Origin of the sequence: Bacillus sp. BB51/4 (assembly GCF_008368845.1) — a bacterium.
GTDB lineage: Bacteria > Bacillota > Bacilli > Bacillales > Bacillaceae_G > Bacillus_A > Bacillus_A wiedmannii.
In genome coordinates this window covers 55,932-70,726 of the sequence record NZ_QOSC01000005.1, presented here as the reverse complement: position 1 = coordinate 70,726, position 14,795 = coordinate 55,932, and the positions used below count along the sequence as shown (strand labels likewise).

Genomic DNA, 14,795 nt, shown 5'->3' with positions numbered 1-14,795 from the left:
TCACTACTTCTCCCTTTCCACGCTCAATTATTCATATACTTTTCTTTATACCATCATTTATATAGGCGTGTCAAATAGAGGTCGAGTTTCTCTCCTTGCCAATCCTCTACAACGTCGCAAAGAGTATCGTAATAAGAGAAAGAATTGGAACCCCAACTAATAACGATACATGAAACACAACCGATAAATCATTCCCAATGGTCGCCTCCACAGGATCTTTTGCCGGAGAACCAAGAAATCCGATTAATCGATCGAAGCGACTTACCGTTTTTGGAAAGTCTGGTATTTCTACATGGTCACTATCTAAATGCTGTTTTAACTTATATTCACTCTTAAAGGGATTTTCGCTCAATTTCATCCACCTCCAGCAATTGTTTCAATTTCTTTATCCCGTTATGAAGTCTCGATTTCACTGTTCCAATTGGAATGTTTAATATCTCTGCAATTTCTTTTTGCTGCATGTCATGATAATAAGAAAGGATTAGGACCGCTCTTTGCTCTTCTGGAACTTTCAAAATTGCTTCTCTTACTGTGAGCCGATCTTCGTGAGAAAATTCTTTTTCCTGAATTGGCACTAAAAATGGCAAAAGTGTACGCCACTTTTTTCTCCTATTTAATTTATTAATCATAAGACGATAACCGATTTGAAATAAATACGTTTTTATTTTTCCTTTTTCAAGTTCATACATATGTTTCTTACGCTCTAGCGTCAAAAACGTATCTTGCACAAGGTCGATACTTAATTGCTCATCTCGGTTAAATCGATACAAAAATGTGTATAGCGCTGGTTTGATTAAAACGTATAGTTTTTCCCCAGCCTGCTTATCTCCACTTTGATACGCAAGCATGAGCTCCTCCTCAATCCCAATCTGCGCCATGATTTTTGATCTCCTTTATTCCTTTTAACGTTAATGAAATACGGGAAATTAAATAGCAACTTGCGACAATAATCCATACTTGCGATTGATTCGTAAAAAATTGAACATACGGGTTTTGAATTGTCTGTCCGGTTGAAACTAAAATATTTAATGCTTGCACACAAATGCATGCATACACTGCAAGACAAGCCGAAATCGTATCAAATACATTCCAGCGAAAATACACTTTTGTTTTTGTAAAATCAATTTTATATCCATTTTTCCGTACTATATGTTTTCTATCAAATGGAATGATGATTGAAAACATAACAATCATCATGACCCCAGCTGTAATCATTGAAACTTTAAATCCGATTGGCATCGGTAATAACAAACCACAAGAAAATACGACTATAATTCCAATTACAGCAAAACCAAGAAGTAATTTATTAGACATAAAAAAGCCTCCCTCATCTATTCTTTCACAAATGCATACAGACGAGGAAGGCACTTCGTTCAAATATTATTTTATTTTTTTAATAATCTTTGCAGGATTCCCGCCAACTACTACGTTATCTGGCACATCTTTCGTTACAACAGCGCCAGATGCGATCACCGCATTGTCTCCAATTGTGACACCAGGATTAATAATCGCTCTTCCGCCAATCCATACGTTATCGCCAATTGTAACTGGTTTTCCGTATTCTGATCCGCTTATGCGCTCTACTGGATCAAGCGGGTGCGTTGCTGTATAAATGTGAACACCTGGAGCTAACATACAGTTCACTCCAATTGTTACTGGGCATACGTCTAAAATTGTACAATCAAAGTTCGCGTAAAAATTTTCGCCAACGTGAATGTTATAGCCGTAATCACATCTAAAAGAAGATTCAAGATGAATGTTATCCCCAGTCGTTCCGAATAATTCTTTTACGATTTCGCTACGCTCTTTTAATTGTACTTCTGGCGTATCATTTAATTTTCTCGTTAATATACGAGCTTGCTCCCTCTCTTGTACTAAAACTGGATCAGCCGGTATGTACATTTCTCCTAGTATCATCTTTTTCTTTTCTGTTTTCATCATACTATCCCCTTTCAACTTATATATATAAGTTGATGATATCATAAAAAAGAAAGGTCTGAACGTTATTTCGTTCAGACCTTTCTCTCTTAATCTTCCATCGTTGATAAGTCACCTGTTGGTAAGTTTAATTCCCACGCTTTTAATACGCGGCGCATAATTTTACCACTTCTCGTTTTCGGTAATTTATCTCTAAATTCAATTTGTCTTGGCGCTGCATGAGCTGCTAGGCCTTTCTTTACAAATTGACGAATCTCTTCTTTTAATTCATCAGATGGTTCGTATCCTGCTCGAAGCGCGATAAATGCTTTAATGATTTCTCCGCGCACTGGATCAGGAATACCAATTACACCAGCCTCTGCAACAGCAGCATGCTCGATTAATTTGCTTTCTACTTCAAACGGACCAACGCGCTCACCTGACGTCATAATAACATCGTCAATACGTCCTTGGAACCAGAAGTATCCATCTTCATCCATATAAGCAGAGTCACCTGATACGTACCAATCTCCCGGCATAAAGTAAGATTCATACTTTTGCTGGTTATTCCAGATTCCACGCATCATCGCTGGCCAACCTTTACCAATTGCTAAGTTACCCATTGTGTATGGAGGAACTTCATTTCCTTCATTATCAACAATCGCTGCTTTCACACCTGGAATTGGTTTACCCATTGAACCTGGACGGATTTCCATACAAGGGTAGTTACAAATAACTTGTCCACCTGTTTCTGTCATCCACCACGTATCATGAATACGAAGTCCAAATGCATTCATACCCCAGCGAATTACTTCTGGATTTAACGGTTCACCAACGCTTAATACGTGACGAACTTGTGATAAATCATATTTTTTAATTGCGTCTTGTCCAGCTCCCATTAACATACGGAATGCTGTTGGCGCGCTGTACCAAACTGTTACACCGTAATCTTGCAGTGCTTCATACCACGCTTCTGGACTAAAGCGGCCACCTAAAACAACATTTGATGCCCCAACTAACCACGGCGCGAAAATACCGTAAGCCGTTCCTGTTACCCAGCCTGGGTCAGCTGTGCACCAATATACATCGTCCTCTTTTAAATCTAATACCCACTTCGCCGTTTGATAGTGCTGCACCATTGCGTTTTGCGCATGTAGCACACCTTTTGGCTTCCCAGTAGAACCAGATGTGTAATGTAGAATTAAACCGTCTTCACGGCCTAGCCATTCGATATGTAATTCTTTTGAAGCTTGTTCAAATAAAGGATTGAACGCTACCGTTTTACCGCCTTCTTCTACATTATCTCCAACAAGGAATACTGTTTTTAAAGCAGGTAAATCATTTAATGGTACTCGCTCTAACAATTCAGGTGTTGTAATTAACACTTTTGCTTCGCTATCTTCTAAACGATCGCGAACTGCGCCTTCCATAAATGCTTCAAATAGCGGACCAACGATTGCTCCCAATTTCACTGCACCTAAAAGTGCAAAATATAACTCTGGGGAACGCGGCATAAAAATAAAAACGCGATCGCCTTTTTCTACATCGCCATAATTTTTCAGGACGTTTCCTGCTTTATTAGAAAAATCCTTCATTTCCTTAAATGTATATTTCTCTTTTCGCGATCCATCTTGATAATAAAGGGCTACTTTATTCTTTCGATCGGATTTCACATGCTTATCAATTGCCTCATACGCCATATTTACTCGACCTGTTTCATTCCAAGTAAAATTTTTATTAACCTCTTCCCAGTTAAAATTCGCGTATGCCTCATCATAATTCGGCAAATTATTTTCTCCTTTAATGACAGGAAGCGTTTCTACTTTCATACTTTACATCCCCCTCCTATGTATTCTATTATCTATTATAATGATATTATTTAAAATTTTCAGTATATTTGTTGATTTTTAGACAAATTTTTAATGACAAAATTCGATTCACATCGCATATATTATAAAGTACGATATTAATAGATTCACAAACCCTCAAGGTGGTGAGCAATACATTGATCCATAAAAAAATATACAATGCCAGAAACTTAAAAACAGCGAAAGGCACTTTAATTATTGAAGGTCCTGTCTCTACACATAACTTAGAAATGTATGAATTTCATCCAGACTTAATTGCGTTTCGTCCTGCCGAGCAGCAATATAAAGCAATTGTCGAAATTTCTAAATTACCAGAAGCTCGTCTCATTATTGCTAGACATGACCGAACGATCGTTGGATATGTTACATACTTGTATCCTGATCCACTCGAACGATGGTCAGAAGGAAAGATTGAAAACTTAATTGAACTCGGGGCAATTGAAGTTGTCCCCACCTTCCGCGGTTGCTCTGTCGGAAAGAACTTATTAGAAGTTTCAATGATGGACGATCATATGGAAGATTACATTATATTGACGACTGAATATTATTGGCACTGGGATTTAAAACAAACAGGCTTAAATGTTTGGGAATATCGAAAAGTAATGGAAAAGATGATGAATGCTGGTGGCTTACAATGGATGGCTACAGATGATCCTGAAATTTGCTCGCATCCCGCTAACTGTTTAATGGTCCGCATCGGTAAACGCGTTGATACGGAGTCTATTCAAGCATTTGATCGTCTACGTTTTCACAATCGTTTTATGTACTAAATAAAGGGGGCAACTGGAATGATTGTAGAAGAAATTATGAATCAAGATGTGGTGACACTACACCCAAACGATACAATCGAAACAGCAATCCGAACGATACGCACGAAAGGCATTCGGCACATTCCAATTGTCGATCAAAATAATCATGTCGTAGGCATTATTTCTGATCGGGATGTAAGAGATGCAAGTCCATCAATTCTTGATGAACAAGTTCCACTCGCTATGCTGAAACAACCGCTCGACCTTATTATGAAACAACCTGTTATGACTTGCCATCCTCTTGATTTCGTTGAGGAAATTGCTACCTTATTTTTTGAAAATAAAATAGGGTGCCTTCCTGTGACAAAGGCTGGAAAGTTAGTTGGCATCATTTCTGAATCCACTGTACTGCACACGTTAGTGAAATTAACAGGAGCACATCAACCAAGTTCACAAATTGAAATTCAAGTAAAAAATGAACCTGGTATTCTTGGAAAAGTCGTTGCTATTTTTAGTGATTTGCAAATAAATATCGTGAGCGTTCTCGTCTACCCAGCAAAAGATGAGAATGATAAAGTACTCGTTTTCCGCATTCAAACGATGAATCCGCTAAAAGTGATTGATGCACTTGAAGCAGAGGGCTACCGCGTATTATGGCCGAACATTATGGGGATGCAAGCATGAGTAGCGCGTTTATTTATTCGGATGATTTTCGGGGCTATTCGTTTAGCCCTGATCATCCTTTTAACCAACTTCGCGTCACACTTACGTATGACTTATTACAAAAGGGTGGTTTCATCTCTCCTTCCCAAATCATCTCACCAAGGATGGCTACAGATGAAGAGATCGCCTACGTTCATACAGAGGAGTACATAAATGCGGTAAAACGTGCTGGAGAAGGTAAGTTAGAAAAATCAATTGCGATGACATATGGACTCGGTACAGAAGATACACCGATGTTTCCAAATATGCACGAGGCAAGTGCATTACTTGTTGGTGGAACATTAACAGCTGTTGATGCTGTTCTTTCTGGGAAAGTAAAACACGCGCTTAATTTAGGCGGCGGCTTACATCACGGCTTCCGCGGCAAGGCATCTGGATTTTGCATTTATAACGATAGTTCCATCGCAATGAAATATATTCAGAAGAAATACGGTTTACGCGTCCTATATATTGATACAGATGCTCATCATGGTGATGGTGTACAATGGTCTTTTTACGACGACCCTAACGTATGCACCATTTCACTACATGAAACTGGGCGTTATTTATTCCCTGGAACTGGCGCTGTAAATGAACGTGGACAAGGTAATGGCTATAGTTATTCTTTTAACGTTCCACTTGATGCATTTACAGAAGACGAATCGTTCTTAGATTCCTATCGAACTGTCGTAAAAGAAGTTGCCGCATACTTTAAACCGGATATTATTTTAACGCAAAATGGCGCTGACGCACATTATTACGATCCACTTACACACCTTTGCGCAACGATGAATATTTATCGTGAAATACCGAAGCTCGCTCGCGAAATCGCTAACGAATATTGCGAAGGTCGCTGGATCGCTGTCGGCGGCGGTGGCTATGACCACTGGCGCGTCGTCCCAAGAGCTTGGGCACTCATTTGGCTCGAAATGAACAACATCCAAAACATCTCAGGTTATCTCCCCCCAGAATGGATTGACGCTTGGAAAGGACAAGCTGAAACAGAACTTCCCCTCACATGGGAAGATCCAGACAACATGTATAAACCGATCCCCCGTAAACCAGAAATTGAAGAAAAAAACGCATTAACTGTAGCGAAATCCCTTGAAATTATTCGGAATAATATGACAAAATCTTTGTACTAAACGAAAAGGAGGCTCGTTTTTTTAATGGCCTCCTTTTATTTATTGACGACTTTTGTCGGTAAGTCGATATATTTTTAGATTCGCTGATATATTCTAATAATCGCCGATATATTTTATTTAAGAATTAGCCGGTCCAATTTTTATAAGAAAAGGTAGTGATATTATGTGGACACAACAAATAATCAACACGAAACGTGGCACATTTGAACTTTTTACAAAAGGAAATGGCGAACCGCTTTGCATTACACATCACTATTCACAATTTAATGAAACTGGTGATTACTTTGCAGATGTTTTTACTTCTACGCATCGTGTATTCCTCATTAATTTAAGAGATGCTGGTAACTCAGCAAAAGCCAATTCAGAAAAAGAATTAAGTATGATTGAAACAGTTCACGACTTAGAAGCAATACGAGAAGCTTTACAACTCCCAACATGGCATTTCGCCGGTCATTCAACAGGTGGTATGCTTGGACTTTTATATGCAATTACATATCCAAATTCCTTACAATCATTAGTCGTGGCCGGAGCTGCAGCAAGTAATTATACCGAAACACCATTTTGCATTTATCACCCAGCACATCCTCAGTTTCATTATATGCAACAGCTCGTCGAAAACTTAAAAAGCCCTCACCTTACAAGTGAAGAACGGAAAGAACTATCTACTAAGAGGACAAAATTATCATTGTATAAACCTGAAAACTACAACTCTTATTTTTGTAAACCAATCAAAAAAACAATGTCTGCTAGCCGGATGAACGCTTTCTCTCACGAATATCCTTCATTTGATTTAAGAAAGTACTTACCTTCTATCAATATAAAAACGCTAATTATTTGCGGAAGACACGATGTACAGTGCCCGATCCAATATTCTATCGAGATGCATGATGGTATACGTAATTCTATCTTTGTGACATTTGAGGAGAGTAACCATTATCCTTTTTTAGAAGAATCTGCTCAGTTTACTTCTACTACTCAAACATTTTATAAATCGTTACACTAGTACCGCTATTATTAAGGAAAGCTCACAGTCTCTATAAGACTATGAGCTTTTTTAAAAGAAATATTTCACACTAGAAACAACAAGAAGAACAAAAAAATCATTAAACCTACATCAAGTAATACTGCCTTTTGATCTCCTTCTTTTAAACTTATCATAAAACTAGAAATTATTTTAATTCCAAAAAAGAACATCATAAATAACCCACCGAAATGATCATTCGTAGAATCTTCATCATAAAACATTTGTATTGCACCAATAATTAATAAAATAAGTACGATATTCGTTCCAATCTTTAAAGCCTTGTTATGTAGCACGCCCTCTCATGCTCTCCTATGTTTTATCTCTCTTTATATTTTAACATAAATTACCTATTATTCCCTTTTCGTTCAAATAACATAAAAAACCTGCCCATTACTCGGCAGGTACATTACACGTTAAAGCGATAACCAGCTCCCCATACTGTTTCAATATATTGCGGGTGGGCGGGATCTCTTTCAATTTTTTCACGTAGCTTTCTAATGTGAACAACGACAGTGGCTAAATCGCCAGCTGAGTCTAGTCCCCAAATACGTTCAAATAACTGTTCTTTATTTAATACTTGGTTTGGATGCGTTACAAAGAATGTTAATAAATCAAATTCCTTCGTTGTAAACGCGATTTCTTCATTGTTTATACAAACTTTTCTCGCTCGCTGGTCAATAGAAATTCCGTGAATGTATAGCGTATCGCGTTGCTTACTCACATTTCCTGATAATCTTTCATAACGAGAAATATGAGCTTTTACCCTTGCGACTAATTCACTCGGGCTAAACGGTTTCGTTATATAATCATCTGCTCCTAAACCGAGTCCGCGAATTTTATCTATATCTTCCTTCTTTGCTGAAACAAGTAAAATCGGAATATCTTTTATAGCTCGAATTTGCTTACAAATTTCAAATCCATTCATTTTTGGAAGCATAATATCTAAAATAATTAAATCGTAGTCTTCCTGAAGAGCCATTTGTAGACCTATTTCTCCTGAATGCTCTACATCGACTTGAAAATCACTAATTTCTAAATAATCTCGCTGTAATTCTGCAATACTTATTTCATCTTCTACTAGTAAAATTCTCTTCATTCTACTCACCACATTCCTGTACTTTTTTCAATGAGAAGAAAATACTTGTACCTTCCCCAAGCTTACTTTCCGCCCAAATTTCTCCGCCATGTTCTTCAACAATTTGCTTCGCTATCGCTAAGCCAAGTCCACTTCCACCTGTGCTAGAATTTCGCGATTGCTCTGCACGATAAAACCGCTCAAATATATACGGCAGCGTATCAGCTTCTATACCTGATCCATTGTCCACCACTTTTACAATGACTGTATTGTTATCATTTAATACTGTTACAGTAATTTTCTTCGCTTCTTTATCCATGTATTTCACACTATTATGAATTAAATTTGATATCACTCTATTTATCTTTTCGCAATCGGCCGTTACATATAGTGGTGATGAATGTAATTGTAAATAAACTTCTATACCTTCCTCACTTAAATCCATCTGCATCTCTTCTAATAATTCTTGCATAAACATGTTTAATTCTATCGTTTCAAACTGAAAAGGAACTCGATTCAAATCAAGCTTCGAAAACAAAAAGAGCTCATCAATGAGTGTATCCATATGCTTCGCCTTCGTATGAATGGTCGTTAAATACTTATCCATTTTTTTTGGCGTATTTGCGACCCCGTCTTTTATGCCTTCTACATATCCGATAATAGATGTAATCGGTGTTTTTAAATCATGAGATATGTTTGAAATGAGCTCTTTTCGATTTTCTTCATACTGCGTTTGTACTTCAATCGACTCTTTTAATCTCTTCCTCATTTCCTCAAATCCTTGATTTAATTGCCCAATCTCATCATGGGATGTAACTGGCATTTGAAAATCTAAATCCCCTTCTTTAATTCTCCCAGTCGCATCTTTCAGTACAAAAATTGGTTTTATCACACTTCTTGAGACGAAATAACTTAATAGCCCTATGAGTAAAATGGCTAACAGTAAAAGCGCTCCGAACAAAATCGGAAATAACTTTTGTGTAAGATCGACAAATGAACTTTGCCTTTTTAGTACAAATATACTCCCTTCTTCATCTCCAGGAAAATAAAAATCAAATTTTACATACCGATAAAATGTATCGCCTAGTTCCGTTGTACCACGACTATTAATATTTGCTGATTCAAATTTTGGAAGGGCTTCTTTTAAAGATACACTTTCAAATATTTTTGTAGCATAAGAAATGGTTTCTCCCTTTCTTACAACTATTTTCACACCTTCTTTTTCAAGTGTTGAAACGAACGATTCATCTAATAGTTGAGATTGATTTTTCTTTGCCGCTAATTTCAATTCAATATACGTATTCTCTTCTTCTGGCGTAAGCGGCTTTTGAATATAGGAACTTTTATAGAAATTTTTCACTGATTCCAAGTCTCCTGTTATGGAAAAAACAATTAAAAATCCCGCGACTAATATGAGCGTAATGGAAACGAGAATAACAGCAATATAAGAGAATAAAAATCTTGTTTTAATAGACATATGTTACATCCTCACTTTACCAAACCTTATTACTCATAAGCATAAAAATATATGTTCAAATACTCAAGCGATTTTATAGTAATTTTAGCGTCAGTTTATAAAAATTTAATGTTCTTATTTTACAGTTGAAATGAGGAGGTTGAAATTCCATGTTCAAAAAAACATTAAGCATGATCTGTTGCGTAATTTTTTTGCAAGGTTGCTCACAAGAACAAGGAGTTAAAAAGGAGATGACAAACATGGAGACAGCGCTACTAGCAGCTACTGAAAAACAAGAAACGAATACCGTTATATCGTTACTCAAAAAAGGGGCTGACATAAATATAACAGACAATAAAGGACGTACCCCTCTTATGATTGCTACATACAAAAATGATGTAAAAACCGCAAAAGCGCTTATTGAAGCAGGTGCTAACGTAAATATCCAAGATGATATGAAAAACAATCCCTTTCTATACGCCGGTGCAGAAGGTTACTTCGATATTTTAAAACTAACAATTGATGCCGGTGCAGATCCATCGCTTACAAATCGTTACGGCGGAACAGCTCTTATCCCCGCCTCAGAACATGGCTATATTGATGTTATTAAAGAACTCCTTACGCGAACAACTATTGATGTTAACCATGTAAATAATCTCGGGTGGACCGCTTTAATGGAAGCCATCGTATTAAGTAACGGAAACGAAACACAGCAACAAGTCATTCAGCTTCTTATTGAACACGGTGCAGATGTAAATATTCCAGACAACGATGGTGTTACCCCGTTAGAGCACGCTCGCGCTCATAACTTTGAAGAGATAGAGAAGATTTTGTTAGAAGGACGTAAGTAAAAAGCTAATTTTTGCCTTCCTCCCCCGCCCTATGCTACATTTAACCCGTTACATTAATATTAATAGGGTGGGAATACAAATGAATAAGCCTAACATTGGGATGATTGGACTTGGAAGTATTGCACAAAAAGCCTATCTTCCAACACTTACAAAAGAAACAGATTGGAATTTTGTAGGAGCGTTTACACCTAACGCAGAGAAAAGGAAACAAGTTTGCCAGCAATACCGTATTCAAGACTTCCATTCTATTGAAACGTTAGCCTCGGAATGTGATGCAATCTTCGTTCATAGTTCAACTGCATCGCATTATGAAATCGTTTCTGAACTTCTGCAAAAAGGAATCGATGTTTATGTTGATAAGCCGCTAGCAGCTACAGTGGAACAAGCTGAGCAACTAGTCGAGTTGAGCGAAAAGCATAACCGAAAGTTAATGGTCGGATTTAATCGCCGATTCGTTCCTATGTATGTTGCTGCAAAAGAGCAAGCTCATAATATTTCATGGGTTCGAATTGAAAAGCATCGCACAAATAAAGTCGGGCCATATACATATGACTTTACTATGTTAGATGATTACTTACATATTGTAGATACTGCTCGCTGGTTAGCTAATGATGACCTTAACGTCGTTCATAATATGATGCAAATCAATGAAAAGAATGAACTTCTTTACGGACATCATACATATACAACTCCAAGTGGACTGTTACTTTCTACCGCGATGCATCGCCACGCCGGTACAAATTTAGAACAAATTGAACTTGTAACGACAGGTAAAATCATTCGCGTAAAAAATATGAACACATTTGAAGTTGAGCAGGAAAATGCAGTTTCTCAGATTGGTTCACCATCATGGGATACAACGTTAAAACAACGTGGTTTTGAAGATGCTGTTCATCATTTTATCGAATGTGTACACGGCGATACAAAGCCTGTTGTAGATGGATTAGAAGGATTAAAAACGCAGCAACTGTTGCAATCTCTACTGGAGAATGTAAACAAAAATTAAAACGGATACATTTTTCAGAATTTACTTTCATTCCCATTTCCTCTTTATTTCTCTCGCAAATTTCTATAGAATATGTTGATAGGAATTATAAATTTCATATTGAATCGTGGAAAGGATGGGATTAACACATGTGGAACGAGTTTAAAAAGTTCGCTTTAAAGGGAAACGTAATTGATCTAGCTGTCGGGGTTGTAATCGGTGCTGCATTCGGTAAAATCGTTAGTTCTTTAGTAAAAGATATCATTACACCATTAATTGGTTTATTAATGGGAGGAATTAACTTCACAGGATTAAAATTTACAGTCGGCGAGGCCTCTGTTAAATACGGTAACTTTATCCAAACAATTTTCGACTTCCTAATCGTTGCATTTGCAATCTTCATTTTCGTTAAAGTCTTTAACAAAATGACTTTAAAAAGAGAAGCTGAAAAGACAGAAGAAATTCCAGAACCAACAAAAGAAGAAGTTCTTCTTAGCGAAATTCGCGACTTATTAAAACAACAAAATTCTTCTAAAGATAGAGCATAATTGAACGGATAAAAAGGCATGCCCCTCGGGACATGCCTTTTCTATATGCTATAACGTTTCCGAATTCATATGAATAAATAAAATAATACCTGCAACCATAAGTACCATAATACTACCTGCAAATAGTGTAATACCCATGAACATTAAACTTGTGCTCATGTCCACTGATACACTTTCAATAAAAATAGAAATTACATACGTGATAAGGGCAATTCCTGCAAGAATACTTCCTGGAACAAATCGCTTTAAGCCATTTTGTTTTAACGTCATATATGCAAAAATAGCAGTCATACAAAGCGTAATTATCCAAAGAACGATCATCTCTTCTCCCCCCTCACAAGCCTTTTCTTTCTATTATACATGACATTGCCCTATAATAGTTAAATTTGCACTTATGTGACATATAACAAGGAATAACCCCAACTGTAGCGAAGTCACCAATAGGCCATATACTCGGGAGGATTTCAATTGGAAGATGATATTGTAGGATACTTTAAACAAGTAGAGCGATTCGATTATATTACAATCGACTTAGACAAAAAGTTTTTTTATGTCTAAGTTGTACAATTAGAAACAAATATAACTTTGCTAAAATTATCACTTAACTTAGACAAAGATGAAACTATTATTGCTGGCAATGTAAAACAATATAATCCTTCTCGGTTAGAACAATTAATACAAAGTTTTAAACGCACTGCACACAAACATGCCTGGAACATAATTTACGAAGTCCTGAAGAACTTTTTGCATTTTGGAAAGAGAATTAATCCCCCCAATTAAAAATGGTTATTTTTTCTATTAATTGATATAATTATCATATACAAATATTCTTTATAAGGGAGTGTTCATAATGATTTGGATTTCACTAATCGTATTAGCCTATTTCATCATTCTCGTCCCAATACAGTATAACTATATTAAGATATTAAAGACAAAACAGAACGTGTCACAAAATGAACTATATGACAACATGTCTTATGAAGAATCCCAAATACATTATCATTATCAAAGTAACGTATTTACAATACCTGCTTCGCTTGTCGCAAGTATTATTTATAAGGTGAAACATGCAGCATAATATGTACGCTGTAAAATTATTGTTTGAATCTGTTCATTCTGGTGAGCCTGATCCTACGAAAATTGATGAGCATTATGAAGAAAGTCACAATACACTTTTTGAAGAAAGTATTATTCTTGTTAAGGCAAACAGTGTAGAGGAAGCTCACGAATTAGGTGAAAAGATAGCTATACTCTCTGAAGAATCGTACGATAATATGTACGATGAGCAAGTGACGTGGACGTTTCGAAAAGTATTGCATGTGTTTGAATTAGACGATACATCATTTGAAACGGGAAAAGAATTGTACGCAAGATTTTTACACGTTAAGAAAAATGAAAAGGTAGATACCGTAGTAAAAGCATACTATCCTGAATACGAATAAAAGCTCACAGCAAATGCTGTGAGCTTTTTTATACTTATTTCGTTGAATCTCTAAATTGGATGCGGTGAGGTAAGATAACAGTGTGATCTTCCACTTTTTCTTTGTTCATATACTTTGTTAATAGACGCATTGCTACTGCACCGATATCATACATTGGTTGTACAACTGTTGAAAGTTGTGGACGAACCATTAATGCAAGGCGTGTATTATCGAAACCAAGTACTTCTACATCAGTTGGTACGTTTAATCCAGCGTCTTGTGCTGCATGGATTACACCTAGTGCCATTTCGTCAGAAGATACGAAGATTGCTGTTGGCTTTTCATCACTGCTCCAAAGCTTTTCGAATGCTTCGATACCTGAATCATATGTGTAATCTCCATCGATTATAAGATTTTCATCATATGAAATACCTGCTTCTTCTAAAGCTTTTTTATAACCTTGTAACTTCTTCGCGCTTCCCGCTTTATTAATGAAAGGACCAGAGACGAAACCGATACGCGTATGTCCTTGCTCAATAAAGTGCTTCATTGCATCGTAAGCTGCTTGTGTATAATCAATATTTACTGATGGCGTTTCATTTTGCTCATCAAATGACGCTGCTAATACGATTGGTACTGGAGACTTTTTGAATTCTTCAATGTGAATGTCTGTAATATCTTCACCCATGAAAACAATTCCGTCCACTTGTTTTCCAAGCATCGTATTTAATAAATGGAACTCTTTCTCTTTGTTTTGGTCAGAGTTACTTAAAATGATGTTATATTTGTACATTGTTGCGATATCTTCAATTCCACGAGCAAGTTCTGCATAAAACGTATTTGAGATATCAGGAATAATAACACCTACTGTAGTTGTCTTCTTACTTGCTAGTCCACGTGCTACCGCATTTGGGCGGTATCCTAAACGATCGATTGCTTCTAATACTTTCTTTCTTGTTGTAGGCTTTACATTTGGGTTACCGTTCACTACACGAGATACGGTAGCCATTGAAACGTTCGCTTCGCGCGCTACATCATATATTGTTACGTTCAT

At 36.7% G+C, this 14,795-nt stretch carries 19 protein-coding genes, 1 pseudogene and 1 other annotated feature (1 of these 21 only partly in view); of the genes and pseudogenes, 10 read left to right on the top strand and 10 right to left on the bottom strand.

The features are described 5' to 3' along the window. Nucleotides 1-29: a binding site (T-box leader), on the bottom strand (it extends 201 nt beyond the left edge of the window). 77 nt (nt 30-106) lie between these two features. From DN392_RS02610 to acsA, 5 genes are all read right to left on the bottom strand, one after another. After that, nucleotides 107-352 carry a hypothetical protein gene (locus DN392_RS02610; protein ID WP_001293781.1) on the bottom strand — a complete coding sequence of 82 codons (246 nt, stop codon included), beginning with the start codon at nt 350-352 and terminating at the stop codon, nt 107-109. Beyond that, nucleotides 333-878 (bottom strand): RNA polymerase sigma factor, encoded by a 546-nt coding sequence (locus DN392_RS02605; protein ID WP_000057187.1) that lies wholly within the window; start codon nt 876-878, stop codon nt 333-335. The genes DN392_RS02610 and DN392_RS02605 overlap by 20 nt, the downstream gene beginning before the upstream one ends. Beyond that, entirely contained in the window at nt 859-1,314 is a 456-nt protein-coding gene (locus DN392_RS02600; RefSeq protein WP_000066436.1) for a hypothetical protein, read from the bottom strand. The genes DN392_RS02605 and DN392_RS02600 overlap by 20 nt, the downstream gene beginning before the upstream one ends. Before the next feature lie 66 nt (nt 1,315-1,380). Further along, a complete protein-coding gene (locus tag DN392_RS02595; protein ID WP_002107575.1) occupies nt 1,381-1,941 on the bottom strand; it encodes a maltose acetyltransferase domain-containing protein in 561 nt (186 codons plus the stop codon). 86 nt (nt 1,942-2,027) lie between these two features. Continuing rightward, the gene (acsA, locus tag DN392_RS02590) at nt 2,028-3,746 is read right to left on the bottom strand and encodes an acetate--CoA ligase (protein ID WP_061673033.1); all 1,719 of its coding nucleotides are present in this window, start codon (nt 3,744-3,746) and stop codon (nt 2,028-2,030) included. 176 nt (nt 3,747-3,922) lie between these two features. On the opposite strand from acsA, the gene acuA reads away from it, so the two are divergent. From acuA to DN392_RS02570, 4 genes are all read left to right on the top strand, one after another. Then, nucleotides 3,923-4,555, top strand: a complete 633-nt coding sequence (gene acuA / locus DN392_RS02585) for an acetoin utilization protein acetyltransferase AcuA (RefSeq protein WP_000581390.1) — start codon at nt 3,923-3,925, stop codon at nt 4,553-4,555. Between the two features lie 18 nt (nt 4,556-4,573). Beyond that, complete coding sequence (locus DN392_RS02580; protein ID WP_000634565.1) at nt 4,574-5,218, top strand: acetoin utilization AcuB family protein; 645 nt, start codon at nt 4,574-4,576, stop codon at nt 5,216-5,218. Beyond that, nucleotides 5,215-6,381 (top strand): acetoin utilization protein AcuC, encoded by a 1,167-nt coding sequence (gene acuC / locus DN392_RS02575; RefSeq protein ID WP_000092820.1) that lies wholly within the window; start codon nt 5,215-5,217, stop codon nt 6,379-6,381. The genes DN392_RS02580 and acuC overlap by 4 nt, the downstream gene beginning before the upstream one ends. A gap of 142 nt (nt 6,382-6,523) precedes the next feature. After that, nucleotides 6,524-7,384: an alpha/beta fold hydrolase gene (locus DN392_RS02570; protein WP_142292466.1), complete on the top strand. Its 861-nt coding sequence runs from the start codon at nt 6,524-6,526 to the stop codon at nt 7,382-7,384. A gap of 65 nt (nt 7,385-7,449) precedes the next feature. Here the strand turns inward: DN392_RS02570 and DN392_RS02565 are convergent, their stop codons facing one another. From DN392_RS02565 to DN392_RS02555, 3 genes are all read right to left on the bottom strand, one after another. Continuing rightward, nucleotides 7,450-7,698 (bottom strand): hypothetical protein, encoded by a 249-nt coding sequence (locus DN392_RS02565; protein WP_002096278.1) that lies wholly within the window; start codon nt 7,696-7,698, stop codon nt 7,450-7,452. 113 nt (nt 7,699-7,811) lie between these two features. Beyond that, nucleotides 7,812-8,501 carry a response regulator transcription factor gene (locus DN392_RS02560; RefSeq protein WP_000821763.1) on the bottom strand — a complete coding sequence of 230 codons (690 nt, stop codon included), beginning with the start codon at nt 8,499-8,501 and terminating at the stop codon, nt 7,812-7,814. Nucleotide 8,502: 1 nt separating this feature from the next. After that, nucleotides 8,503-9,957 (bottom strand): sensor histidine kinase, encoded by a 1,455-nt coding sequence (locus tag DN392_RS02555; RefSeq protein ID WP_088321492.1) that lies wholly within the window; start codon nt 9,955-9,957, stop codon nt 8,503-8,505. Nucleotides 9,958-10,106: 149 nt separating this feature from the next. Here DN392_RS02555 and DN392_RS02550 point away from each other — a divergent pair, with 149 nt between their 5' ends. The 3 genes from DN392_RS02550 (at nt 10,107) to mscL (ending at nt 12,320) form a co-directional block, all read left to right on the top strand. Next, complete coding sequence (locus tag DN392_RS02550; RefSeq protein ID WP_061673036.1) at nt 10,107-10,787, top strand: ankyrin repeat domain-containing protein; 681 nt, start codon at nt 10,107-10,109, stop codon at nt 10,785-10,787. Between the two features lie 79 nt (nt 10,788-10,866). Further along, a complete protein-coding gene (locus DN392_RS02545; protein ID WP_001039876.1) occupies nt 10,867-11,793 on the top strand; it encodes a Gfo/Idh/MocA family protein in 927 nt (308 codons plus the stop codon). Between the two features lie 128 nt (nt 11,794-11,921). Continuing rightward, nucleotides 11,922-12,320, top strand: coding sequence for a large conductance mechanosensitive channel protein MscL (gene mscL / locus DN392_RS02540; RefSeq protein WP_000267021.1), 399 nt, complete (start codon nt 11,922-11,924; stop codon nt 12,318-12,320). Nucleotides 12,321-12,368: 48 nt separating this feature from the next. On the opposite strand, the gene DN392_RS02535 is transcribed toward mscL, so the two are convergent. Continuing rightward, nucleotides 12,369-12,641, bottom strand: coding sequence for a DUF3917 domain-containing protein (locus tag DN392_RS02535; RefSeq protein WP_000636592.1), 273 nt, complete (start codon nt 12,639-12,641; stop codon nt 12,369-12,371). Between the two features lie 147 nt (nt 12,642-12,788). On the opposite strand from DN392_RS02535, the pseudogene dhp61 reads away from it, so the two are divergent. From dhp61 to DN392_RS02520, 3 genes and pseudogenes are all read left to right on the top strand, one after another. Continuing rightward, nucleotides 12,789-13,087: pseudogene (gene dhp61 / locus DN392_RS02530) on the top strand (protein Dhp61). 83 nt (nt 13,088-13,170) lie between these two features. Then, nucleotides 13,171-13,398 (top strand): DUF3949 domain-containing protein, encoded by a 228-nt coding sequence (locus tag DN392_RS02525; protein ID WP_000637889.1) that lies wholly within the window; start codon nt 13,171-13,173, stop codon nt 13,396-13,398. Between the two features lies 1 nt (nt 13,399). Continuing rightward, nucleotides 13,400-13,762, top strand: a complete 363-nt coding sequence (locus DN392_RS02520; RefSeq protein ID WP_064472977.1) for a DUF4288 domain-containing protein — start codon at nt 13,400-13,402, stop codon at nt 13,760-13,762. 34 nt (nt 13,763-13,796) lie between these two features. Here DN392_RS02520 and ccpA read toward each other — a convergent pair whose 3' ends face one another. Further along, nucleotides 13,797-14,795 (bottom strand): catabolite control protein A, encoded by a 999-nt coding sequence (gene ccpA / locus DN392_RS02515; RefSeq protein ID WP_001103309.1) that lies wholly within the window; start codon nt 14,793-14,795, stop codon nt 13,797-13,799.

What these genes read in the sequence shown, in the direction of transcription:
- DN392_RS02555 (WP_088321492.1), bottom strand. Translation starts at nt 9,957, where the DNA reads ATGTCTATTAAAACAAGATTTTTATTCTCTTATATTGCTGTTATTCTC.
- DN392_RS02600 (WP_000066436.1), bottom strand. Translation starts at nt 1,314, where the DNA reads ATGTCTAATAAATTACTTCTTGGTTTTGCTGTAATTGGAATTATAGTC.
- ccpA (WP_001103309.1), bottom strand. Translation starts at nt 14,795, where the DNA reads ATGAACGTAACAATATATGATGTAGCGCGCGAAGCGAACGTTTCAATG.
- DN392_RS02535 (WP_000636592.1), bottom strand. Translation starts at nt 12,641, where the DNA reads ATGATCGTTCTTTGGATAATTACGCTTTGTATGACTGCTATTTTTGCA.
- acsA (WP_061673033.1), bottom strand. Translation starts at nt 3,746, where the DNA reads ATGAAAGTAGAAACGCTTCCTGTCATTAAAGGAGAAAATAATTTGCCG.
- DN392_RS02595 (WP_002107575.1), bottom strand. Translation starts at nt 1,941, where the DNA reads ATGATGAAAACAGAAAAGAAAAAGATGATACTAGGAGAAATGTACATA.
- DN392_RS02545 (WP_001039876.1), top strand. Translation starts at nt 10,867, where the DNA reads ATGAATAAGCCTAACATTGGGATGATTGGACTTGGAAGTATTGCACAA.
- DN392_RS02525 (WP_000637889.1), top strand. Translation starts at nt 13,171, where the DNA reads ATGATTTGGATTTCACTAATCGTATTAGCCTATTTCATCATTCTCGTC.
- DN392_RS02605 (WP_000057187.1), bottom strand. Translation starts at nt 878, where the DNA reads ATGGCGCAGATTGGGATTGAGGAGGAGCTCATGCTTGCGTATCAAAGT.
- DN392_RS02550 (WP_061673036.1), top strand. Translation starts at nt 10,107, where the DNA reads ATGTTCAAAAAAACATTAAGCATGATCTGTTGCGTAATTTTTTTGCAA.
- DN392_RS02520 (WP_064472977.1), top strand. Translation starts at nt 13,400, where the DNA reads ATGTACGCTGTAAAATTATTGTTTGAATCTGTTCATTCTGGTGAGCCT.
- DN392_RS02560 (WP_000821763.1), bottom strand. Translation starts at nt 8,501, where the DNA reads ATGAAGAGAATTTTACTAGTAGAAGATGAAATAAGTATTGCAGAATTA.
- DN392_RS02580 (WP_000634565.1), top strand. Translation starts at nt 4,574, where the DNA reads ATGATTGTAGAAGAAATTATGAATCAAGATGTGGTGACACTACACCCA.
- acuC (WP_000092820.1), top strand. Translation starts at nt 5,215, where the DNA reads ATGAGTAGCGCGTTTATTTATTCGGATGATTTTCGGGGCTATTCGTTT.
- mscL (WP_000267021.1), top strand. Translation starts at nt 11,922, where the DNA reads ATGTGGAACGAGTTTAAAAAGTTCGCTTTAAAGGGAAACGTAATTGAT.